At 42.5% G+C, this 22,627-nt stretch carries 19 protein-coding genes; 7 read left to right on the top strand and 12 right to left on the bottom strand.

The features are described from left to right. Positions 1–26 precede the first annotated feature (26 nt). Positions 27–2,057 (bottom strand): glycoside hydrolase family 2 TIM barrel-domain containing protein, encoded by a 2,031-nt coding sequence (locus D1136_RS00715; protein WP_161875700.1) that lies wholly within the window; start codon positions 2,055–2,057, stop codon positions 27–29. 755 nt (positions 2,058–2,812) lie between these two features. Next, complete coding sequence (locus D1136_RS00710; protein WP_161875699.1) at positions 2,813–3,424, bottom strand: trimeric intracellular cation channel family protein; 612 nt, start codon at positions 3,422–3,424, stop codon at positions 2,813–2,815. A gap of 415 nt (positions 3,425–3,839) precedes the next feature. Here D1136_RS00710 and D1136_RS00705 point away from each other — a divergent pair, with 415 nt between their 5' ends. From D1136_RS00705 to D1136_RS00685, 5 genes are all read left to right on the top strand, one after another. Beyond that, complete coding sequence (locus D1136_RS00705; RefSeq protein WP_161875698.1) at positions 3,840–4,679, top strand: HEPN domain-containing protein; 840 nt, start codon at positions 3,840–3,842, stop codon at positions 4,677–4,679. 16 nt (positions 4,680–4,695) lie between these two features. Beyond that, positions 4,696–5,277 (top strand): hypothetical protein, encoded by a 582-nt coding sequence (locus tag D1136_RS00700; protein ID WP_161875697.1) that lies wholly within the window; start codon positions 4,696–4,698, stop codon positions 5,275–5,277. A gap of 166 nt (positions 5,278–5,443) precedes the next feature. Next, entirely contained in the window at positions 5,444–6,232 is a 789-nt protein-coding gene (locus D1136_RS00695; protein ID WP_161875696.1) for a cytochrome c biogenesis protein ResB, read from the top strand. After that, positions 6,229–7,017, top strand: a complete 789-nt coding sequence (locus tag D1136_RS00690; protein WP_161875695.1) for a cytochrome c biogenesis protein — start codon at positions 6,229–6,231, stop codon at positions 7,015–7,017. Before D1136_RS00695 ends, D1136_RS00690 begins: the two co-directional genes overlap by 4 nt. A gap of 69 nt (positions 7,018–7,086) precedes the next feature. Then, a complete protein-coding gene (locus D1136_RS00685; RefSeq protein WP_161875694.1) occupies positions 7,087–9,156 on the top strand; it encodes a cation:proton antiporter in 2,070 nt (689 codons plus the stop codon). Between the two features lie 26 nt (positions 9,157–9,182). On the opposite strand, the gene D1136_RS00680 is transcribed toward D1136_RS00685, so the two are convergent. The 3 genes from D1136_RS00680 to D1136_RS00670 all read right to left on the bottom strand — a co-directional run bounded on the left by D1136_RS00680 (position 9,183) and on the right by D1136_RS00670 (position 12,690). After that, positions 9,183–11,213 (bottom strand): M13 family metallopeptidase, encoded by a 2,031-nt coding sequence (locus tag D1136_RS00680; protein WP_161875693.1) that lies wholly within the window; start codon positions 11,211–11,213, stop codon positions 9,183–9,185. A gap of 105 nt (positions 11,214–11,318) precedes the next feature. Continuing rightward, on the bottom strand, positions 11,319–12,470 hold the full coding sequence (locus D1136_RS00675) for a dicarboxylate/amino acid:cation symporter (RefSeq protein ID WP_161875908.1): 1,152 nt from the start codon (positions 12,468–12,470) through the stop codon (positions 11,319–11,321). Positions 12,471–12,540: 70 nt separating this feature from the next. Further along, entirely contained in the window at positions 12,541–12,690 is a 150-nt protein-coding gene (locus D1136_RS00670; RefSeq protein WP_161875692.1) for a hypothetical protein, read from the bottom strand. A gap of 180 nt (positions 12,691–12,870) precedes the next feature. On the opposite strand from D1136_RS00670, the gene D1136_RS00665 reads away from it, so the two are divergent. Beyond that, positions 12,871–13,164, top strand: coding sequence for a Dabb family protein (locus D1136_RS00665; RefSeq protein ID WP_161875691.1), 294 nt, complete (start codon positions 12,871–12,873; stop codon positions 13,162–13,164). A gap of 75 nt (positions 13,165–13,239) precedes the next feature. Then, complete coding sequence (locus D1136_RS00660; protein WP_161875690.1) at positions 13,240–13,923, top strand: queuosine precursor transporter; 684 nt, start codon at positions 13,240–13,242, stop codon at positions 13,921–13,923. Here the strand turns inward: D1136_RS00660 and D1136_RS00655 are convergent. The 7 genes from D1136_RS00655 to D1136_RS00625 form a co-directional block, all read right to left on the bottom strand. Further along, complete coding sequence (locus D1136_RS00655; RefSeq protein ID WP_161875689.1) at positions 13,896–15,059, bottom strand: M20 family metallopeptidase; 1,164 nt, start codon at positions 15,057–15,059, stop codon at positions 13,896–13,898. The two genes, D1136_RS00660 and D1136_RS00655, sit on opposite strands and share 28 nt — an antisense overlap. Beyond that, positions 15,056–16,180: a hypothetical protein gene (locus D1136_RS00650; protein ID WP_161875688.1), complete on the bottom strand. Its 1,125-nt coding sequence runs from the start codon at positions 16,178–16,180 to the stop codon at positions 15,056–15,058. The genes D1136_RS00655 and D1136_RS00650 overlap by 4 nt, the downstream gene beginning before the upstream one ends. Before the next feature lie 159 nt (positions 16,181–16,339). Continuing rightward, positions 16,340–16,708 (bottom strand): lipocalin family protein, encoded by a 369-nt coding sequence (locus tag D1136_RS00645; RefSeq protein WP_161875687.1) that lies wholly within the window; start codon positions 16,706–16,708, stop codon positions 16,340–16,342. A 98-nt stretch (positions 16,709–16,806) separates the two neighbouring features. Beyond that, the gene (locus tag D1136_RS00640) at positions 16,807–17,028 is read right to left on the bottom strand and encodes a hypothetical protein (RefSeq protein WP_161875686.1); all 222 of its coding nucleotides are present in this window, start codon (positions 17,026–17,028) and stop codon (positions 16,807–16,809) included. A gap of 59 nt (positions 17,029–17,087) precedes the next feature. Continuing rightward, positions 17,088–17,822 carry a porin family protein gene (locus D1136_RS00635; protein WP_161875685.1) on the bottom strand — a complete coding sequence of 245 codons (735 nt, stop codon included), beginning with the start codon at positions 17,820–17,822 and terminating at the stop codon, positions 17,088–17,090. 539 nt (positions 17,823–18,361) lie between these two features. After that, on the bottom strand, positions 18,362–22,063 hold the full coding sequence (purL, locus tag D1136_RS00630) for a phosphoribosylformylglycinamidine synthase (RefSeq protein ID WP_161875684.1): 3,702 nt from the start codon (positions 22,061–22,063) through the stop codon (positions 18,362–18,364). A gap of 123 nt (positions 22,064–22,186) precedes the next feature. Continuing rightward, the gene (locus D1136_RS00625) at positions 22,187–22,609 is read right to left on the bottom strand and encodes a Fur family transcriptional regulator (RefSeq protein ID WP_161875683.1); all 423 of its coding nucleotides are present in this window, start codon (positions 22,607–22,609) and stop codon (positions 22,187–22,189) included. Between the last annotated feature and the right edge of the window lie 18 nt (positions 22,610–22,627).

Raw genomic sequence — 22,627 nt, 5'->3', positions numbered from 1 at the left:
TAAATACACAAAGTTAACGGAAATTCTTACTCCAAATACACGATGACTTCATCTTTTAAAGGTCTTTTATCCGTTGCAACCACTTTTATATGATTTTCACCGGTTTTCAAGGGAATATCTTTCCATTCCACAGTAGCGTATGAATCCGTTTTGTGTTTTCCGCAACTCTTACCATTTACAAATAATTCTGCCTCCCGGGCAGTCGTAAAAGCGATAAAATGCTGTAACGGATGCAAACGATGTCTGTTCCGTTTTTCTGCCAGGTAAAGCATAGGCTCCTTTTTGTTCCAATTGGCCTTATAGAAATAAAAAGCATCTTTCCTGACTTTCCGGTCAAAAGTGACTAATCCTTTATCATTGATACCGGGGCGTTCCCCTTCTGTCCGGTGGGCAGCTCCGAAATCAAACATATTCCAGACAAAAGTACCCCAAATATAAGGTCGTGCCGCTATCACCTTCCAATTCTCCATATGATACCAGGTTTGCCAGTTTTCAGGATGCCACCAACTGCCGGGATTGGTTTGTACTAAAGTATCCTGCTGATGGTAAATACTGGCTCCGGCCCCATATTCACTGATTCCGATTTTCAACTCAGGATTGGATTGATGGGTACGATCCAGCCATTTCCCTAAATTAGCCGGAGTACCCCCATACCAACCGTCATAACGATTCCAGGCAATATGGTCCGTAATCAGATTCAAAGCCCCGCCCTGATTGCTGGCAGATGTAGTCGGACGCGTAGGATCTTCCGCATGAGCCAGTTCATTCAATTCTTTTACATATTCTACCGGATTATCCCCGTATTCCTTCAATTCATTAAATAACCCCCAAAAGCAAACGGAAGGATGATTATAATGCTGACGTATCAACTCCTTCAATTGTTCTTTTCCGTTGTACCGGAAAGACGGTAAATCCACAAACCCTTTATCGGCATATCCGCCCGGTCCCACAAACGGAATTTCCGCCCATACCACAATTCCATATTTATCCATTAAATCGTACACCTCGGTCGCGTGAGGATAATGAGCCAGACGAACAGCATTTGCCCCCATTTCCAGTAAAAGAGCCACATCTTCTTCATGATGTTCCCGGGAGAGTGCATTTCCCACCCCTGCCCGGTCCTGATGCCGGCATACCCCGCGGAGTGCCAGATGTTTTCCGTTCAGAAAAAAACCCTCAGCCGGATCTGTCCGGTAATAACGCAATCCCAGAGGCTGAACCACCCGGTCGGTTACCCGTCCTCCCCTTATTACTTCCACCTCTACATCATACATAAAAGGATCTTCCCGGCCATTCCATAAATGAGGATGAGAAATATGCAAAGCTATACTCTCCTGACTATCTTCTCCCTGATTCAGATATATATTCTTTTCTTCCTGGCTAATCACCCGGTGATTGTCCTTCACCACCACCCGAAGTCCTATTTCCTGTGCCTCCCCTTTATTGGAAAGATGAATCCGGGCCAAAACCTCAGCTTCTTTCTCATTTACCACCTGCTGCTCCAGATAGACACCGGACGAAGCGTAATCTAAGGGAGAAACACAAACCTTTTCCGTAACCAACAGATGAACATTCCGATAAATGCCCCCGTAAAAATTAAAATCCCCGACCAACGGCATCACGTCCAACTGTTCCCCATTATTAACCCGTACCAACACCGGATTCTGTTCTCCATATTTAACAAAATCCGTAATTTCAAAAATAAAAGCCCCGTAACCACCCCGATGTTCCCCCACATGTCTGTGGTTTACAAAAACATTTGCAACACTGTTAGCACCTTCAAATCTCAGAAACAACCGTTTCCCCTCCCATTCCGGTTCTATATACAAAGACTTCTCATAATTTCCGATTCCCCGCTTATAGTCAGTCTTTCCCGACAGGGCATCTTCGGTATTCCAGGTATGAGGCAAATCCACCCGACGACTACTATTTTTGTCTACCTGATGAGAAAAACGGAATTTCCAATTTTTATTCAGCAAGATATCCTTGCGCTGGCCAAACACAACATAAACCTGAAACCACAGAATTCCTATCAACAACAAACTGACTCTATTCATAATATTATCTTTATCCCGTATACACGCCAAATTCCAAAAACTCAATCTCCTGACTATGCGAATTTAATTCATCTGAAGAAATAAAAAAAGCATTTATATACTCTTTACATTGGAGGTCGGTATTCTTCTGTCGTTCATCCGGCCGCCTGGTCAATCAGCACAAATCCATTTCCCTTGCATCAGCACAACCCTTCAACGTCGTGCAGATGCAAGTGAAACCCGGCGTGATGGAAGACGGCGGATGTCCGGGCAAAACGAGTTTCACTGGTTAGTTACGGAAGAAATTACAAAAAACAGCCCTGAAAAACATTTCGGGCAGAATGGAAGAAAGAATCATGGAATAAGTGTAAAAAGGTATAGCAATAAAAAAATAAGGGAGACATCTCCGGGTTTCTTTTTGCAGAGGAAATAGCGGGATTAATGAAAAGATGTTATTATATGTGCGTGCGTCTGTGTGGTGTATATGTGCGTGGTGTAATTATACCCATAGAACTACTTCCCAATCTGTAAAGAACTTTTGCCGGAAATCAGCTTGTTGATAAACTTCCTCTCCCTCGTGGTGTGTGCTAAATAATCTTAATCTAAATAACAGCTAAAATAAAATCATCATTTCAATCATCATTCATGGTCTTTTACGCCCCCTCAACCGGAAAGTTATCTTTTTATGTCTTATATTATGTTAAAATTATTAAAACGAGGCCCGTGACAGAAATACATATCTGTCACGGGCCTCGTCCTGCCTGTATAAACAATGTTTAATTCTCTTCTCCTTTCAGATTAGGCAAACTGATATGATATTTAACAGCAAAAATACGTACCAAAATCACAGAACCCGCACTGATAAGCTGGGTTAAAGTGGAATCAAAATTTAAATGGAGGCAGAGATAATAAATAATTCCCCCAACTACGCAAGCCAAAGCATATATCTCTTTCCGAAAAATCAAAGGCACCTCATTTATTAAAGTATCCCGCAATACTCCACCGGCAGCACCGGTCAGCGTCCCCATAATTAAGCCCACCCACATCGGATACCCATGAGCTATACTCTTTTCCAAGCCTACCACAGCAAACAATCCCAAACCAATGGCATCGAAAATAAAAAAAGTATTATTCAGTCTTATCACATATTTTCCGAATATAATGACAAAACCCAATGCCGCTGCCGTAACAACCAAATAAGAAGCCTGCAACATCCAAAAAGGAGGTATGTCCAACAACAAATCCCGGATAGTTCCACCTCCTACCGCAGTTACAAACCCCACCACATAAGCCCCGAACCAATCAAATCTTTTCGCTGAAGCCAGACGAATACCACTAATCGCAAAGGCGAATGTCCCTATATAATCTATTAATGTCAGAAAGTCCATAACAATCTTATTTTTCAGCGCGCAAAAATATAAAATTCATATTAATTCTCTCTTGTTTAGAATTTTTTTCTTGTTTCTTTTAAATATAATTTCTTCCACATTTTCACAAAATTCACTTATTACACTTATTATCAATAAGAAATAAAACAAAAACCGAACAATATAACAATTTTGGATTAAAAAAATGTTATTTTGAAATAAAGAATACAAAATTAAATGTTTATTATATAAAATTGTCATACATTTGTGGTGCAATTAATTCACAAATTACATATTTACAACTGATTAATCCATCCAAGAGATTGGATTATACAATACAAACATCCATTATTGGATGCCATAACACCATACATCATATTTCAAAAACGGTAAAGACAGAACCGTATAATTTCTGTCTGCTTCAAAATTTTTATTTATGAACACAAATGTACCCACTCTGCTTTACAACAATGCAGATGAAATTAAAAAGATCACGAACCTGATCTGTGATGTCCTCCATCCGGAAATGATTGTCCTTTTCGGACAATATGCCGGTATGCCTCCCACCAACATCCTGGGAGGGTATGAATTTCTGATTCTTTGCCGGGAAACATCTCCGGTACTCTTACGGGAATTACGCCATTACATTAATCTTCACTTAACAATGGAAGAAAGACAGGAAAAAAGCTTGTCTCTTAACCTTTTTTCCGTTGATTTGGTCATCCACAAATCTTATCTCAGTTATTTTTTGCTGACTATCCGCCAGCAAGGTATATTATTATATACCAATAACCGGTATAATTTACTGGAAAAAATCCGTTTTCGCCCCCAGCGTATTTATGAACATACTTTAAAACAGACTGCCCGTTGTCTATCCATGGGCAAAGCTTTTCTGGAAAACGCCCGATATAACCGGGAACAAAAAACATGGCCATTAACTGCCTTCCACCTTTATCAGGCCGCAGTCCAACTGATGCAAGCTATTATGTTCGCTCATTTCGGTTTTATCCCTAATGCATCGGAAGATTTGCTCACCTTTTATTCCCACATCCGCTATTGCTCGGAAGAATTAAACGGCCTGTGGGACGGAGACAATAACCTGAGCGGATGGCGTTTTTTCAGCCGTTTGCAACAATTTCACAAGCAGGCACTATCCAGCGGGGAGTTTTATACTTCTCCCGTTCTTTTATCCGACTGTCTGGAAAGAGCTCATCTGCTCCTGTTAGCTGCTGAAAATTTCTGCCAAGAGAAATTATCGTTCCTCAAAAGCTTATAATTTAATCAAGGCTGTCATGAAAACCGAAAAGACTTATACTCTTTCTAAAAATCAGGAAAAAATACAGTCACTGTCACTTGGGCAACTGAGAGACTTGTATGATACTTTGGAAACATTTCTTGTAAAAGAACAACAACCGGTAAAAGTATACGGTCAAAAGGCTTCTGAAATAGAAATCAGCCTCCAAAAGAATATTCTTTTAGATAAAGACGACGATGCTTTTAGGGTATACTATAGCATTACGACCTCTACAGGTGAAATCGAATGGCTTTCTTACCATCAACTGACAAAACTTTCACACATGCTTCTTCTTTTCCTGAAGCATAATCAATTTCCTTTCCCTGCTTTCCTTCGTTCTTCCAAAACGAAAAAAAACGAAATACCTGTGATAACAGAAGAAAATCAGGTATACCAACCCGCCTCCCTCCCGGAAGACATCAGTATTAACAAGTATATCCATTGTTCGAATATGCAACCTTCCCCCCAAGTTTCCTATAGCATATCAGGAAACGGACAATGGATAAACGATTTAAGCCCGGCAGGAATCAGAAAATTCCAACGTCGCCTACGCTTGTTTCTTTTAAAAGAAGATGTATGAAACCCTTTGGAATGAATAAGTGTTTTACCAATAATATAAGCCGTACGTAAAAACAACAAAAGAGAAAATACCCGGTATAAGCCCGGATAAGTATTTTTTTTGCTTTTTTTGCATAACATTTAAGCTATATATAAAGAATAGTCAAGGACCAATCGTACTTTATCATATGGAATACTTGTTTTACAATGACATTGGTGTATTCGCTTTCCCTCTTAATCTGATTGGCGGCCTGTTTCTGGTATCGGGAATCTGGATCTTATATCATTACTATCCTGAAAGTTCCCTCGTACACCGGCTTACAAGCATGCCTGTCACTTTAAGCATTTGCGGTTTACTGATCCTGTTTCTGGTGATAGAAGGGATATGGGGATTGCAACTATTCAAAACATGGATATTCATTCTATTACTACTTTCCCTTCTCATTATCTTAGGGCTGGTGATTTTAAAAAGGCTCTCTTTTTCATCCGGTAGAAACGGTTTATTTCTACTGAATCATGGAGGGTTATGGATTATTCTGACTTCAGCCCTTTTGGGAACTCCAGACCGGGAAGAATATAAAATAATTGTCCCGTTAGGAGAAAAGGAATACTATGCTGTGGACCGGCAGGGGGGGCTACACCCCCTGCCCTTCACTATCCGCCTGGATAAATTTGAACTGGAATATTATCCGGAAACCGAAGCCCATATTCCCAAACGTTTTTGCTCCACCATAACCGTAGAAAACCGGTCACAAACAAAGCAATGCTCTATTGAAGTCAATGCTCCTGCCCGTTTTGAAGGCTACACCCTGTATCAGGACGGATACGACACAAAGGCAGGAAGCACCTCGCAATACAGCATCCTGCTGGTCGTAAGGGACCCCTGGATTTATCCGGTATATTTCGGCATTTTCCTGCTCTTTGCCGGAGCCGGAGGGCTAATGATTTACGGACCCATCAAAAAAACAAATCTATGACGTGGAACAATTTCATATTCTTTGCCATAGGCACCCTTACCTTCTGGAGTGCTGGTTGTTATATGGCCTGGAAGAAAAAATACCATACAGAAAGTTTATGGATATTCGCCGCCGGTATACTCCTGTTGCTGAGTTTTATTCTGGGCTTAGGGATATTCCTGCAACGCCCTCCCATACGGACTATGGGAGAAACCCGTTTGCTTTACTCGTTTTTTACGGCAGTTATAGGCTGGTTGATATTCCTCCGCCGGAAATATGCATGGCTTCTCTCCTTTACTGCCACAATAGCCAGCCTTTTCATAATCATAAATCTCGTAACACCTCAAATTCATAATCAGGCACTGATACCGGCCCTACAAAGCATCTGGTTCATCCCCCACGTAGTTGTCTACATGCTTTCTTATGCTTTAATGGGATGTGCTTTGATATTTTTACTTTATGGCAGTATCTTCCGCTTTCGGGAGCATCGCCTGCAAATTGCGGTCATTGCCGATAATCTTGTCTACACGGGAACAGCCCTGCTGACCACAGGTATGCTCTTGGGAGCCATTTGGGCCAAACAGGCATGGGGACATTACTGGACCTGGGATCCCAAAGAAACCTGGGCTGCCCTCACCTGGCTTTCTTATATATGTTACATACATGTCCGCCACCATTACCCTTTCCGGTACAAAAGCGCAACCATCATACTCACGCTATCTTTTCTGTTCCTGCAAATTTGCTGGTACGGCATACACTATTTACCTGCTGCAATGAAAAGTATACATACCTATCACACTCCGTAAAAACACATTTTTCACTCTCTTGCAACCAAAAAACAACAAGCGCGTATATGAAATACAAAAATTTCATCTATGATGCTACCATTGGCTATCTCCCACACCTTACCGCTCACCGATCCGGTACTGAAATTCCTTATCATTTTAGTCATTATCATAGCGGCTCCCCTATTACTCAATAAATTAAAAATTCCTCATTTATTGGGTCTGATTATCGCCGGAGCTATTATCGGTCCCTACGGGTTGAATCTGATATTGAGGGACAGCAGTATTATCCTTTCCGGTACAGCAGGCCTGCTCTACATTATGTTTCTGGCCGGTCTCGAAATAGACATGGGAGATTTCAAAAAGAACAGTGGCCGCAGCTTCGTATTTGGAATGTACACTTTTTTAATTCCAATGGGATTAGGCATTATTGCAGGCTATTACTTATTACATTTTTCAATGGATACTTCCATATTACTGGCCAGTATGTTTGCTTCCCATACACTAATCGCTTATCCGATTATCAGCAAATTAGGAATTGCTAAAGACAAATCCGTAACCATTACCGTAGGAGGCACCATGATTACAGATATGCTGGCCTTACTTGTTTTAACCGTCATTGTCGGAATGGCTACCGGTCAAATCGGAAAACATTTCTGGACACAATTAAGTATATCCGTTGTCGTTTTCGTATTATTCATCATTCTGCTATTTCCCTTACTCAGTCGCTGGTTTTTCAAAAGAGTACAAGACAGTATTTCACAATATGTTTTTGTATTGATTATGGTATTCCTGGGAGCCTATCTGGCAGAACTGGCCGGCATAGAATCCATTATAGGTTCCTTTCTGGCAGGTCTTTCCTTGAACCGCCTGATTCCCCGTTCTTCTCCCCTCATGCACCGGGTAGAATTTATCGGGAATGCCATTTTCATCCCTTTCTTTTTAATCAGCGTCGGAATGCTGATTGATTACCGGGCTTTTTTTACCAGTTTCGATACGGTCAAAGTAGGGATAGTCATGATTATCGTAGCTACTTTAGCCAAATTCGCAGCAGCATGGCTTACCCAAAAAACATTTCGGATGTCGGCAGACCAACGAAGGATCATTTTCGGGCTCAGCAATGCTCAGGCTGCAGCCACCCTCGCTGCTGTCATGGTCGGTTATAATGTCATTTTGGGTCAGACTCCCGACGGGCAACCCATCCGCCTGCTGAACGAAAGCATTTTGAACGGTACTATCCTGATGATTTTAGTAACTTGTACCATGGCTTCTTTTTCGGCCCAGAAAGGGGCACACAACATCGCCGCCCACAATTCTTCGCAGGAAGAAAAAGAGTCCTCCCGCCAGCAGGAAAGAATTTTAATTCCCATCAACAATGAAGATACCGCCGAAGAGCTGATCAATCTCAGTTTAGCCACAAAATCGAAAAAAAACAGCCAATACCTCTACGCCCTCCATATTTTAGACAATCAGGCCTCTGCAAATGAACAACAATTGAAAAAATCCCATCGTTTACTGGAAAATGCAGCCCTCAATGCAGCAGCTACAGATACCCATTTACAAAAATTAATGCGGTACGACCTGAACGTCACCAACGCCATCTTAAGTACTATTCTGGAACATAAAATAACCGACCTGATCCTGGGACTACATAAAGAAAAAGGCATTCCTGGTTCTTTTTTAGGACGCATCACCGAAGGGGTCCTCGAACACAGCGACGTGACAACTTTTATTTACAAACCCGCACAACCGCTCTCTACCATGAAACGACATCTGATAGTCGTCCCTGCCCAAGCCGAAAAAGAAGCCGGCTTCAACCAATGGGTGGAAAGAATACGGCAGGTCATCCAGAATACGGGCGCCAAAACTATTTTCTATGCCTCCTCAGAAACCGGAGAAAAATTAAAGTCAATCTTTAAAACAGAAAGCGGAAAAACAGAATTTATCAAATTCAGTGAGTGGGAAGATTTCTTGATTGTTTTCCGGGATGTCCACCCGAACGATAACCTGTGGATTATCATGAGCCGCTCCAATGGCATCTCATATACCCAGCAAATGAATAAAATTCCCGTCTATCTGAACAAATATTTCCAGCAAAACAGCTTTATCCTGATTTATCCTTTCCAGGTAAATGCAGTCCCAAACAGATATTTTATCTAACCGCCTTCTGCCCGTCCTCCGGCTTTCTACCAGATAGAGGCCCGTTTCTCCGGAACAAGGTATAACGGATCTCCTTCCCGGACACCAAACGCCTCATACCACCCCTCAATATGAGGCAAAGCAGCATTCACCCGCCAGCGTCCCAAAGAGTGAACATCCATCTGGGTCAAAAAACGAATCTGTTCTTCCCGTATATTTGCAGCCCATACATTAGCATAAGCCAAAAAGAAGCGTTGTTCCGGAGTAAAGCCCTCCGCTTCTCCCAAAGGAGATTCCTCTGTCGCACGATGAAAAGCCTGATAAGCAACCTGTAAACCGCCATGGTCCGCAATATTTTCTCCCAGTGTAAGTTGTCCGTTAGCATACAGACCAGGCAAAACTTCTATATCATCGAAATAATCCACCAACACCTGGGCCCGGGCCTTGAAATTCTCAGCATCCTCTGCAGTCCACCATTCTTTCAGATTGCCATCTTTATCGTACTGCCGTCCTTGATCGTCAAAACCATGAGTCATTTCATGTCCGATCACCACACCAATGGCCCCGTAGTTGAAAGCATCATCCGCATTCATATCAAAAAAAGGATACTGAAGAATACCTGCCGGAAAACAAATTTCATTGGTTGTCGGATTATAATAAGCATTTACAGTCTGAGGAGTCATCAACCATTCCTTTTTATCCACAGGCTGCCCGGCTTTAGCCAGCATATAATCAAAATCAAATTCATTTGACCGGAGAATATTGTTCCAATAAGAATCATTCCGCACCTCCAGGCCGGAATAATCCCTCCATTGGTCGGGGTACCCTACTTTTACATAGATGGCCGCCAATTTTTCCAATGCCCTAGCTTTTGTTTCCTCACTCATCCAGTCCAGTGCTTTTATCCGTTCGCCTAAGGCTTTCTGGAGGTTTTCCACCAACTTCACCATCCGTTCTTTGGCTGCAGCCGGAAAATATTTCTCTACATACATTTGTCCGACAGCTTCTCCCATAGCCCCGTCTACAGTAGCAACAGCACGCTTCCAACGCGGTTTCATTTCTTTCACTCCGGAAAGCACTTTCCCGTTAAACTCAAAATGCTCTGCAACAAATTCATCACTCAGATAAGGAGCTGCCGCATTAATGACCTTCCATTGCAAATAGGCTTTCTGCGCCTCCAGTGGCGAATTGTTCCAAATGCGGGCAACCTCCCGGATAGGTTCCGGTTGGGCTACATTCAATTCCTCTATACCGGGCAGCCCTATCGTTTCAAAGTATACTTTCCAATCCACCCCAGGAATTTCCTTTTCCAATTCCTCTACTGTCATTTTATGATAATTTGCCAGGGGATCACGCAATTTCACTTTCTCATAAGAAGCAGTAGCCAACTGCGTTTCAATAGCCATAACAGCAGCGGCAGCCTCACGGGCTTGCATATTGCTCCAGCCAGCCAACTCAAACATCCTCACCATATGCTCCTCATACTTCGAACGAATTTCCCGATTATGCTCATCTGCCCCCAGATAGTAGTCCCGGTCTCCCAATCCCAGTCCTCCCTGATAGGTCTGCACCAAATTCATGCTGCTGTTCATATCATCCGCCCCCACATATATCCCAAAATAAGGTCCATATCCTTGGCGCGTCATTTCAGCAACCACTTTTACAAGCTCCTGGCGTCCGGTCAAACCCGCAATTTTTTTCAATTGAGACTCGATAGGAAAATATCCTTCGGCATTCAGTTTTGCACTATCCATGGCCAGATTATACAAATCCCCCACCTTCCGGGCTACAGTTCCTTTTTCGGATGGTGCAGCCGCCAATTCTTCTATCAATCCTTTCAATTGCTGACGGTTATTCTCTGCCAATAAATCGAAAGAACCAAAACGGCTGTATTCATCTGTCAAAGGATGCATATTCATCCATCCTCCGCAAGCAAACTGATAAAAATCCGCACTTGGACTTACTGTTTTATCCAGATTCGCAGGCTCTATACCAGCCGTGCTGACTTCCTTTTTATTATCACAAGACATTGCTGCCATAGCAAGTGCCAAAACAGGTAAATAAAACTTTGTATTCATCTTATGTCAATAACTGATTCACTCCATATTTATGATTTGCAAAATAGCAGACAAAGATAAACATTTATTGTTCCCGGAACCAACCATTCCAAAGTAATTCCAACTCTATCTGTCTAATTTGGACAAACATAAAGTCAGAGCCCCATCTCCGGTTATATTACAAGCTGTACCGAAACTATCCTGAAGAGCAAAAATAGTGAGTAATAAAGCCGTACCCGCCTCATCAAAGCCCAAAACAGAAACAACTATTCCCAGGGAAGCGATAACCGTCCCTCCGGGAACCCCAGGTGCCCCGATTGCAAAAATACCCAATAAGACAATGAATAAAATCATCGTAGAAATAGCAGGTAAAGCCCCATAAAGCATTAAAGATACAGTCATCACAAAAAACACTTCCGTCAGAATCGAACCACAAAGATGTATGTTAGACAATAAAGGAACAGCAAATTCCACAACTTCCGATTTTAATACCGGACTCTTTCCCGCACATTTTAAAGCAACTGGTAAAGTCGCAGCCGAAGACATCGTACCAACAGCCGTAAAATAAGCAGGCCCGTAATACCGGATTACTTGCCAGGGATTTTTGCCCGCAAAACCTCCGGCAAATAAATAAAGTAACAACAACCATATAAAATGGGCCGCCAGAACTATTCCCATTACATTCAAAAAAACAGGGAATTGTCTGGTAATTGAACCTTCATAGCTTAAAATACAAAAATTAGCCGCAATAAAAAAAGGCAAAACCGGTATCAGCATCCGGTTGATTAATAACAACACCATTTTCTGGAAATGCTCCAGCAAAGTCTCAAAAATACGGGATTTTGTCCATACAGTTGCCAAACCTAACATTACAGCTAATACAAGGGCAGTCATAACACTCATCACAGGAGGAATATCCAGTCTGAACACCAAAGCAGGCACTTCTTTCAACACCTCTGACAAAGGAGATATATCCAACAAAGGAATAAACCAATAACCTAAAAACAGGGCCATAAAAGCCGCCCCTACAGAAGAAACATAAGCCAGCCCCAAAGCCCACCCCAGCATACGGGAAGCATTCCCTTTCATCCTGGCAATGGAAGAAGCTATAAAAGCCAGAATAATCAACGGAACCATAAAGAAAATCAATTGACCCGAGATATATTTTATTGTCACAGCAATATTCATAAATCCCTCTCCCACCATTTTTCCCAACAAAATACCAATAGCCACCGCTACCATCAGTCTAAAAATAATACTGGACAAAAAATTTTTCAGCATAACGTTAAAATTAATTCACAAAACTTTAACGTATGGAGCAAAGAAAGGTTATATACTCCACGCCCCCTCAGAATCCTACATTCAGATTCATCAATACCTCGCCAAAATCATAACAAAACCGGACAATCCAGTCAGCCAGATTGATACAGACAAAAATGACAATTGTGGTAATGATAATCATCAACAGGGTCTGAATTAATATTTGATTACCTCGCATTCTCATGACTTTTAGTGTTATTCTGTCAAGCAGGGTTTTTGAGTACTTTAAAAATAAACATATTTCCTGGAATTAACAAGTTTTTAACAAATAAAAAATCATTTTTAACACGAAAGATTCTTCTCCGGCAACCAAAGGGTACGCACAATGATTACCTTTGCGGCAAAATAACAAATAGAGATGATTAAACACATTGTACTTTTCAAATTGAAAGCTTCTGAAAATAAAGCAGTAAAAATGCAGGAAATAAAGGAAGAACTGGAAAAATTACCGGATATCATCCGGGAGCTGAAAGAAATCCGGGTTGGCCTGAATATGAATCCGGACGAAAAATGGGATTTGAGTTTGGAAGTCCTGACAGAAAATAGACACGATTTAGAAATATATGCTAACCATCCGGCTCATCAACAAATTGTTAAACATCTGATTGCCCCTTTAAAAGAAGACCGGGCTTGTGTAGATTATCAGGTTTGATTTCTTTATTATTTCATCAACCAGCGCCCCCAATGCGTTGCGTGTGCTTGTCAAACCACGTAAAAAACAAGAAATATGTCATCTAAAACAGTCAGTCTTCCCTTTATGCTTTTGGGAATTCTCTTTAATGTCTGCCTTATCACTTCCAATCTACTTGAAACCAAAGTAATACAGATAGGTCCTGTCACTGCTACAGCCGGGTTAATCGTATTTCCGGTTTCCTACATCATTAATGATTGTATTGCAGAAGTCTGGGGATTCAAAAAGGTCAGGCTTATCATCTGGAGTGGCTTCATCATGAACTTTTTAGTCATAGGCTTTGCCCGTTTAGCTATCTTTTTGCCCTCAGCTCCCTTTTGGACGGGCGAAGAAAGCTTTAACTTCGTCTTTGGGCTGGCTCCCCGGATAGCTTTGGCCAGTCTGCTGGCTTTTCTTGCCGGTTCTTTTCTCAATGCCTATATCATGAGCAAAATGAAAGTGGCTACCCAGGGAAAATATTTCTCATTGCGTGCCATCCTTTCTACTCTGGCAGGAGAAAGCGCAGATTCCCTGATATTTTTTCCTCTGGCTTTCGGGGGCTTGATTCCGGTTCAGGGACTACTCCTGATGATAGGCACACAAGCCCTCCTTAAATCACTCTACGAAATGATCATTTTACCCGTCACCATCGGGGTGGTCCGGTATATCAAAAAAATAGAAAAAACAGACGTATACGATACGAATGTTTCTTATCATCCTCTAAAAATAAAAGACATATAATTCAAGCAACTTCCCACCAACATTTCTATGCCTGCCGGAATCGCCATTTCATCCGGAGACATTTGGGGATTATGCAAAGGTGCCGTCTGCCCCTCCCCTTTCGGGGCTACCCCCAATATCCAGAAAGCTCCGGGCAATTGCTGCAAATAAATAGCGAAATCCTCACCCAAAGTCAAGGGAGCCGGTTCCATTGTCTCTTCCACACAGGAGGAACGCAAAGCCGCATCTTTTACCAATTGCACCAATTCCGGATCATTCACCAAAGGCGGTAATCCGTTATCCGGCATATCCGGTAAAAAACGACAACCGTACAAGTCACAAATTGCCGGCGATTTTTCCCGGATAAGGTTAAAAATACGATGACGCAGACCATTGTCATGCGTCCGCACAGTCCCTCTCACCTCCACGCGGTCAGGAATAACATTATTGGCTGTCCCGCCATGAATGGAAGTAATCGAAAGAACAGCCGGAATCAAAGGATCCCGGAATTTAGTGATAATCGTTTGATAATACTGAATCAAAGCCACTGCTGCCAAAATCGGGTCCGACCCCATCTGCGGCATAGCGGCATGTGTTCCTTTTCCTTCTACGGCAAAGACAATATTATCCGAAGAAGCAAAAAAGGCACCACTGCGAATACCGATTGTCCCGACCGGCAATCCAGGATAGACATGCTGTCCGAATATAGCCCGGGGAACGGGAGGTTCCATCAGGTGAGGCAATAACAAACGTGCGCCTCCCGGCCGTTTTTCTTCACTGGGCTGAAACACCAATTTCACTGTCCCCTTTAATTGCTTCTCCATACCTTTCAATACCAAAGCGGCACCCAATAGCATGGCCATATGCATATCATGTCCGCAGGCATGCATAACACCTTCGTTTTCCGATGCATAAGGCAATCCGGTTTCTTCTGTCACCCCCAACGCATCCATATCCGCCCGCAACGCAACACACTGTTCTCCCTCTCCCACCGTGGCAATAATGCCCGTTCCATACATCCGGAAAGGTATCGAATACTCCCTCAGCACGTCCGCTATATATGCCTGCGTCTGAAATTCCTGTGTGGAAAGTTCCGGATGGGCATGCAAATGCCTCCGGAATTCCACTGCTTTCAAAAAGATATCTTCTTTATTCATTTTAATAATTCTGACAAAGGTACAGCAAAAGGGAAAGCAGACAAATGGCCGGTCAAATATCCCTTAAAGGCCGATATGTCCCAACTCCTGTTTTTTAACTCTTTTTCCATGACCGGGACAATCCGGTAGACCAGATAAAAATCATGAGCAGGACTCCCGGGATAATTCTGCCGGATTAAAACATCTCTGGAATAAACCCGGGGACCATTCCCGAGAATCCGAAACAATTTTCCTGTCACTTTCTCCCCTTTTGTATGCAGCAAAATATACCTGGCTGCAGATTCTTCCCTGCCCAAACAAAGAGCTCCCCGCACATTTCCCATCCTCAGATTATACAACCCGCTCCGCATAATCCAGTCCAAATGCCGGGAATTTTTATAGTAAGCCACCAATACATAAGGTTTATCCTGCGGGTCTGCATACAGACAAAACCCTTCTTCAAATCTATCAATACTCTCTCCCTTCAAAGAATATTCGGACAGCAAATCGAAACCGGGATATGTTTCTCTCAAAGGAATACGATATACCCAGCCATATTCCTTTTTTTCCCGTTTCACAGTATGCCTCAATTCTGTAATACGCTCCATCCGAATCATACGAAGGCTGTCTTCCAACGGCTGTTCCCCTTTTCTCTGAAATACAGCTATAACCGCAGAAAGCCGTGTTGCTTTCTCCATATTGAGATACCTTTCCAAATCTTCTTCGGAAAAAAGGAAATACCGGTGTACTCCCCGACCATAAAAAGAGCGGCATAGAACCTCAACCTCCAGATCTTCTCGATTTCGGATTCCCCAAACACTCCGTCTCACCTCCTTTTGTATGTCCCGGCCATCCATTTTTAAAATCTCCGCATTCCGGCTCTTTTCCTCCAACACCAATCCTCTCTCCCGGGCCATACGTGTAAAAACGGCCCGAGCCCGAAGATCAGCCCGATACCATGCTTCATCCGGACAACCGGAATCCATGAACATCCCAACCTGTTGAGGAGGATTACTACGCTTGCCCTCAAATAAAATAGAGTTTTCATTTATACCTTCCAATTCCACCAATTGCTCTATCCGCTCTACATAAGCATACTTCATGGGAAAATCTTCCGGATGAATAATAACATGATAGCCCATACGCATGCAATTTTGTCCTAAGTTACAAATATTCACACAAACAACCAGAAAATAACAGAGAAAATATGAGCAACCGGATATCATTTCCGTAAGAATACAACAAAAAAACACCGGAAAAAGCAATTGCCTTTTCCGGTGCGACTTTTATTAAAACATCAGTTATTTCTTTTGGTACCTCCCGAATTCATCACCATCACTATCATTCACTACAAGTAAGGAAGAAGAAATGGATTTTACATAATAAACTTCATAATCCCCATCTTCATCATACAGCTTCAATTCAGGATGCTTGTACGTATAGGTTCCTCTCTCTACATCATCATATTTCCCCTCCTCATGCCAGGTCCAAACAAACGTACCGTCACTTTTAAAAGTAATTTCATCCCAATCCCCATCATAGGTGTCACGCCAGGTTCCCACCAACTCGGAATTGCCTTTATCATCATCATCATCCTTGTTACAAGACATCACAGACATACACACCGTTGCAGCCACAAATAACATGGCTAATAATTTCAAAATTCTCATACTTTATATTTTATAATTAAACTTAATAGTCCAAAAGTAAGGTGAAAATTAAAAACAGATAAAATCCGTTATTGCCCAATCCGCAACAAAAGTGTTGTCTATTTGGCAACAAACTCATCTCCATACGCCTGCGAAAAATCATGAAAAAAATCATGCTCCAGAATATCGGAAATACGCCACAAAAGACAAATATCAATGTTCTCTTTGCGGAATATTTTATAAACATTCGGACGGGTACAACACAACCGGTCAGCAAACCAGGTGACAGAGCGACCTTGTTCGCGAAGTATCTGTTCAACAAGTTGTCCGGCATGTAACATAACAGAAAACAGAAAAAGGTTTGCCCCACAAAATGGGACAAACCTCCTGAATGTAGAAATTAAAAGTTATATCCGACACCTATAGAGAAATTGCGATTCCTTATTTTCATATCCGGCCATTCTTTTTTCTCTGCAATATTAGCCAAACCCAAATCATAGCTCAGTCCAATATAAAACTTATTGACAGAAACACCGGCACCCAATGTCAAACCGGCATCAAATCTTTTCAAACCTCCTTTTTCACTTCCTTCCTCATCATAATAGTCATCCTCATCATCCCAGCCAGATGCATAATAATCCCACTCATCATCATAATCTCCCCCTTTAGAAGTTCCGAAGGCCTTTATGTCATATTTTTCGCCATCAGCTTCGAATTTCATTTTACCTCCAAGGCCAACGGCTACATAAGGTCCTGCATTAATATGCAATTTGATATTATCGGTCAGTGTAAAACGATAAGAAGCCAGAATAGGCAGCTGTAAATAATTCAGATTCCATTTTTCTCCATCCACCATTTTAGTTTCATCAATTTTTCCACCCCGCGTAGTAAAATACAATCCGGGCTGGATGTAAAAATTTTCAGTAAACCCATAATCGTAAATTAATCCGATATTAAACCCTACCCGATTTTTAAAATCTGCTTCATAATCCGAACGACTTCCATCTTTGCCATCATACTTATTATTGATGGTCGAAAGATTCATACTGGCTCTTACACCAAATCCAGATTCCTGTGCTTGCACACCAAACACAACCCCAATAGCTACGGCTATCAACATGAAAAATTTTTTCATAATAAAAAATTTAGCACCCTGAATCTCCAGAAAGGTAATTTAATATAAAAAAAGAAGTGTGGAGACTTACTGGTTTATTCACTTTGAGGTTCTGGACAACCCTACATACAAATAAACAGCTACTCCACACTAACCATATATACGTAAAATAGCAATATAAGGCAAGTATGAACGTTTGTACTGCTTATCCCTGTATGTATGAAATTGTCCAGATTTCAAAGCGGGAATAAACTAAACGCTTCTTATAACAATATGTTTGTTGTTACCGATAACAACGTTGCAAATATAGTCATAATTCAGCATCTAACAAACGTTCATCGGAGTAGCTGTATCACAAAAATACTATAAAGTTTACTTCATTTTTCATTTTATAACAAAAACCGGGCTCTCAAACCATCCACCCCCCTCATTCCACAGAAGAAAAACAGATAGTGACATTCATAAATACGCCATAAATGTTACACCGGAACCCCGACAAATTTATTGTCTGAGCTCCGGCGTAATTTTTTTATTATTGCTCCATCCGGCATGCTCCGGCACTAACCCCGCTTTTCAGTTTCAATCCACTTCCGGGCATTTACAAAAGCTTCAATCCAAGGACTTACTTCATCTCCTTCACGACCTTCGGCGTAATAAGCCCAGTTCCAGGGATAAATCGCCCGTTCCAGATGAGGCATCATGGCCAGATGACGTCCGTCCTTACTGCAAATAGCTGCTGTTGCAAACGGAGAACCGTTCGGATTCGCCGGATAAACATCATAACTGTATCGAATAGGTATATGATACTCGCTTTCAGCATAAGGCAAACTGAATTTACCTTCTCCGTGGGCAATCCAGATTCCCAAACGACTACCGGCCAAAGATTTCAGCATCACAGAATTGTTCGGCTGGACAGTAACATTTACAAAGCCAGATTCAAACTTATGGGAATCATTGTGTTGCATCCTGGGCATTTCCTGATGTTCCGGATAAATCAATCCCAACTCCACCATCAACTGGCAACCATTACAAATACCCAGACTCAGGGTGTCTTTCCGTTTATAGAAATTTTCCAATGCCAGCCGGGCTTTCTCATTGAACTTGAAAGCACCAGCCCATCCTTTGGCAGAGCCCAGTACATCCGAATTTGAAAAACCGCCGACAAAAACAATCATATTCACATCCTCCAGCGTCTCGCGGCCACTAATCAAATCCGTCATGTGCACATCCCTTACATCAAAACCGGCCAAATGCAAAGCCCAGGCTGTTTCCCGTTCGCACTGACAACCTTTTTCACGGATAACAGCAGCTTTCACACCGGATTGTTCCCTCCGGTCAAGAGCCAGTCCCAAGTCTGCCAGTTTACCGGAAAAACCTTTCGGAAACTGATATTTGAGCTCACTGCATTTATAACTTTTATATCTTTCCAAAGCTTTCTCTTCTCCACTCTGGCGACGGTCAAGCAAATAAGAAGTTTTGAACCACAAATCACGCAACGAGTGAATATCCAGACTCCAGGCAGCATCTTCTTTTCTGATATTCAGCTTACCGGCCTTACCGGGTTTACCTAAGAATCCGTATGCCACACCAGCCTTATCCAACAATGCTGATACTCTCTTGGCATCTTTATCCGGAATCTGAATCAACACACCGGGATTTTCTGCAAACAATATCTTAATCATATCCTTTTCGGCCAAAAAAGAAAAATCCACATTCAATCCCAAACGGTTATCGGCAAAACACATTTCAAGTAAAGCCGTGACCATACCTCCGGCAGAAATATCATGTCCGGCCAATACCACTCCTTCTTCCACCAACTGCTGTACGGCAGCAAAAGCATTTGCAAAATATTGACTGTCCTGCACATCCGGAACTTCTTTTCCCACTTTATTGAGAACCTGGGCAAAACTGGAACCACCTAATTTCAGTTTATCAAACGAGAAATCTACGTATACAACCTCAGTAGCCGGGTCGTTTTTCAAAACCGGAACCACAATTTTACGGAAATCCGTGACCTCCCCTACAGTAGAAATAATCACAGTTCCCGGTGCATATACTTTTTTATCTTCGTACTTCTGAGTCATGGAAAGTGAATCTTTTCCGGTCGGAATATTCACGCCCAACTCAATCGCAAAATCACTGGCAGCCTGAACAGCCTGATACAAACGGGCATCCTCGCCTTCATTACGACAGGGCCACATCCAATTGGCCGATAAAGAAACACCTTTTAACCCTTTCTCAATGGGAGCCCACACCAGGTTAGTCAAAGCTTCGGCAATAGCCAGGCGGGAACCGGCAGAAGCATCCGCCAGCGCAGCTACCGGAGCATGCCCCACAGAAGTGGCAATACCGCGATATCCGCAATAATCCAAAGCAACTGCCGCAACATCACTTAAAGGCAAATGCAAAGGACCAACCCCCTGTTGACGAACGATACGGCCCGATACGGAACGGTCCACTTTATTCGTCAACCAGTCCTTCGACGCAACCGCCTCAATCTGCAACACCTGTTCCAGATATTCTTCCAGTTTATCGACAGAATATTCCGGATCGGCATATTTTTCTTTCACGGTCCGGTCCTCCATAATAGTTTTAGGAGGATTTCCGAACATATCTTTCAATTCCAAATCAATCGGTTTCTCATGAGTCCTGGCATTCTCAAAAGTAAATTTCATATCCCCGGTAGTTTCACCAATCACATACATTGGAGCACGCTCCCGTTCAGCCACCCGCTGCAACTCCGCCACATCTTTCTCTTTCATCACCAGTCCCATCCGCTCCTGTGATTCATTGCCCACAATTTCTTTTGCTGACAAAGTGGGATCACCGACAGGCAAATTCTCCATGTGAATTTTACCTCCCGTCTCCTCTACCAGCTCGGACAAACAATTCAAATGTCCGCCAGCACCATGATCATGAATAGAAACAATCGGATTCACTTCACTTTCAGCCATGGCACGGATAGCATTACATACCCTTTTCTGCATCTCCGGATTGGAACGCTGCACAGCATTCAACTCAATGGCTCCGGCATAAACTCCGGTGTTAACAGAAGAAACGGCTCCCCCACCCATTCCAATCCGATAGTTATCCCCTCCAAGCAACACCACTTTATCTCCCACTTCAGGAGTTTCTTTCATGGCTTGTTTACGGTTACCGAAACCAACACCCCCCGCCTGCATGATTACTTTATCGTAACCATAAGTACGTCCGTGCTCCTCATGCTCAAAAGTCAGCAAAGAACCGCAAATCAACGGTTGACCGAACTTATTACCGAAATCCGAAGCTCCGTTTGAAGCTTTAATCAGAATGTCCTCCGGAGTCTGGTACAACCACTTGCGGGGATCAATATGCTGTTCCCACAAACGGGAAGCATCCAGACGGGGATAAGAAGTCATGTAAACGGCAGTGCCCGCCAACGGCAAAGCAGCTTGTCCCCCGGCAATACGGTCACGGATTTCTCCGCCGCTACCCGTAGCAGCCCCGTTGAACGGTTCCACCGTAGTCGGGAAATTGTGGGTCTCCGCCTTTAACGAAATGACAGTCCCTATTTCTTTCGTTTCGTAAACATCCGGTTTATCATGCGAATGAGGGGCAAATTGAACAGCCTGCGGCCCATCAATAAAAGCACAGTTATCTTTATAAGCGGAAACAATCCGGTTGGGATTCTCCTGGGAAGTCTTCTTAATCAGCTTGAACAACGAACTCTCCTTCTCTTCTCCATCAATAATAAATGTGCCATTGAAAATCTTATGACGACAATGTTCCGAGTTTACCTGGGAAAAACCGAATACCTCAGAATCAGTCAGTTTTCGGCCCAATTTTTCTGCCAGTCCTTCCAAATAAGCAATCTCATCCGGATTCAGCGCCAGTCCTTCCTGCACATTATAAGTCCGGATATCCTCAATGTAAACAACCGGATCCGGTTCTTTGTCTATGGTATAAATGTGTTGGTCAAGTCCATTGTACAACGCCTGCAACATCGGGTCGAAAAGAGGTTTATCGCAAACTGTCCGGGTAAATTCCTCAATCCGCAGAATACCGCTAATCCCCATATTCTGGGTAATCTCAACGGCATTTGTACTCCACGGCGTAATCATTTCCCGTCGCGGACCAATAAAATAACCTTGTACCGCATCGCCTTTTATTTTATGAGCACCGCTGAACAGCCACTCCAATTTACTGACATCAAGAGGATTTTCAGACGCCTGATACTGTACGGCATATATCGTCGCGTCCTTCTGGTAGAAAACTATTGTCATGCTTTATATAATAATTGATTTCACGTGATTAAAAGCACACAAAGATAATATTTTCGGCAGGAATTCACCGTATAACAAACAGAAAGTTTTATGGAAAGGACACAAACAAAAATGATCGGAAAATCAATCCTTACGACAAGCCGGACAAATTCCCTTGAGAACATAATTTATACTGTGCACTGCAAACCCTTCCGGCAAGTCCACCAAAGGCACATGAATGTGTTTGAAACAGAATGTCCGGCGGCATTGTTCACAATAGAAATGCGAATGCTGGTCTTCCACAGAACAATTACACGAATCACTGCATACAGCATATTTTAAAGCTCCGGAACCATCGTCCACACCATGGATCAAATGCCGGGAAAGGAATAAGGTGACGGTACGGAAAATGGTGGACTTATCAACCGAATCCAATTCATTTTCCAAATCCGTTAAAGACACTGCCCTTTGCATTTTCAACATAGTTTTCAATATCAAAATACGCATAGCAGTAGGCTTTATCTCCCTCAAAGACAATTTATCCAAATAAAATTGCTCGTTTTCCATAAATCTAAAGTAACGACA

This window comes from Odoribacter sp. Z80 (genome assembly GCF_009935865.1).
Taxonomy (GTDB): domain Bacteria; phylum Bacteroidota; class Bacteroidia; order Bacteroidales; family Marinifilaceae; genus Odoribacter.
This window is presented reverse-complemented; position numbering and strand designations above follow the sequence as displayed.

What these genes read in the sequence shown, in the direction of transcription:
- D1136_RS00715 (WP_161875700.1), bottom strand. Translation starts at nt 2,057, where the DNA reads ATGAATAGAGTCAGTTTGTTGTTGATAGGAATTCTGTGGTTTCAGGTT.
- D1136_RS00710 (WP_161875699.1), bottom strand. Translation starts at nt 3,424, where the DNA reads ATGGACTTTCTGACATTAATAGATTATATAGGGACATTCGCCTTTGCG.
- D1136_RS00705 (WP_161875698.1), top strand. Translation starts at nt 3,840, where the DNA reads ATGAACACAAATGTACCCACTCTGCTTTACAACAATGCAGATGAAATT.
- D1136_RS00700 (WP_161875697.1), top strand. Translation starts at nt 4,696, where the DNA reads ATGAAAACCGAAAAGACTTATACTCTTTCTAAAAATCAGGAAAAAATA.
- D1136_RS00695 (WP_161875696.1), top strand. Translation starts at nt 5,444, where the DNA reads ATGGAATACTTGTTTTACAATGACATTGGTGTATTCGCTTTCCCTCTT.
- D1136_RS00690 (WP_161875695.1), top strand. Translation starts at nt 6,229, where the DNA reads ATGACGTGGAACAATTTCATATTCTTTGCCATAGGCACCCTTACCTTC.
- D1136_RS00685 (WP_161875694.1), top strand. Translation starts at nt 7,087, where the DNA reads ATGATGCTACCATTGGCTATCTCCCACACCTTACCGCTCACCGATCCG.
- D1136_RS00680 (WP_161875693.1), bottom strand. Translation starts at nt 11,213, where the DNA reads ATGAATACAAAGTTTTATTTACCTGTTTTGGCACTTGCTATGGCAGCA.
- D1136_RS00670 (WP_161875692.1), bottom strand. Translation starts at nt 12,690, where the DNA reads ATGCGAGGTAATCAAATATTAATTCAGACCCTGTTGATGATTATCATT.
- D1136_RS00665 (WP_161875691.1), top strand. Translation starts at nt 12,871, where the DNA reads ATGATTAAACACATTGTACTTTTCAAATTGAAAGCTTCTGAAAATAAA.
- D1136_RS00660 (WP_161875690.1), top strand. Translation starts at nt 13,240, where the DNA reads ATGTCATCTAAAACAGTCAGTCTTCCCTTTATGCTTTTGGGAATTCTC.
- D1136_RS00655 (WP_161875689.1), bottom strand. Translation starts at nt 15,059, where the DNA reads ATGAATAAAGAAGATATCTTTTTGAAAGCAGTGGAATTCCGGAGGCAT.
- D1136_RS00650 (WP_161875688.1), bottom strand. Translation starts at nt 16,180, where the DNA reads ATGGGCTATCATGTTATTATTCATCCGGAAGATTTTCCCATGAAGTAT.
- D1136_RS00645 (WP_161875687.1), bottom strand. Translation starts at nt 16,708, where the DNA reads ATGAGAATTTTGAAATTATTAGCCATGTTATTTGTGGCTGCAACGGTG.
- D1136_RS00640 (WP_161875686.1), bottom strand. Translation starts at nt 17,028, where the DNA reads ATGTTACATGCCGGACAACTTGTTGAACAGATACTTCGCGAACAAGGT.
- D1136_RS00635 (WP_161875685.1), bottom strand. Translation starts at nt 17,822, where the DNA reads ATGAAAAAATTTTTCATGTTGATAGCCGTAGCTATTGGGGTTGTGTTT.
- purL (WP_161875684.1), bottom strand. Translation starts at nt 22,063, where the DNA reads ATGACAATAGTTTTCTACCAGAAGGACGCGACGATATATGCCGTACAG.
- D1136_RS00625 (WP_161875683.1), bottom strand. Translation starts at nt 22,609, where the DNA reads ATGGAAAACGAGCAATTTTATTTGGATAAATTGTCTTTGAGGGAGATA.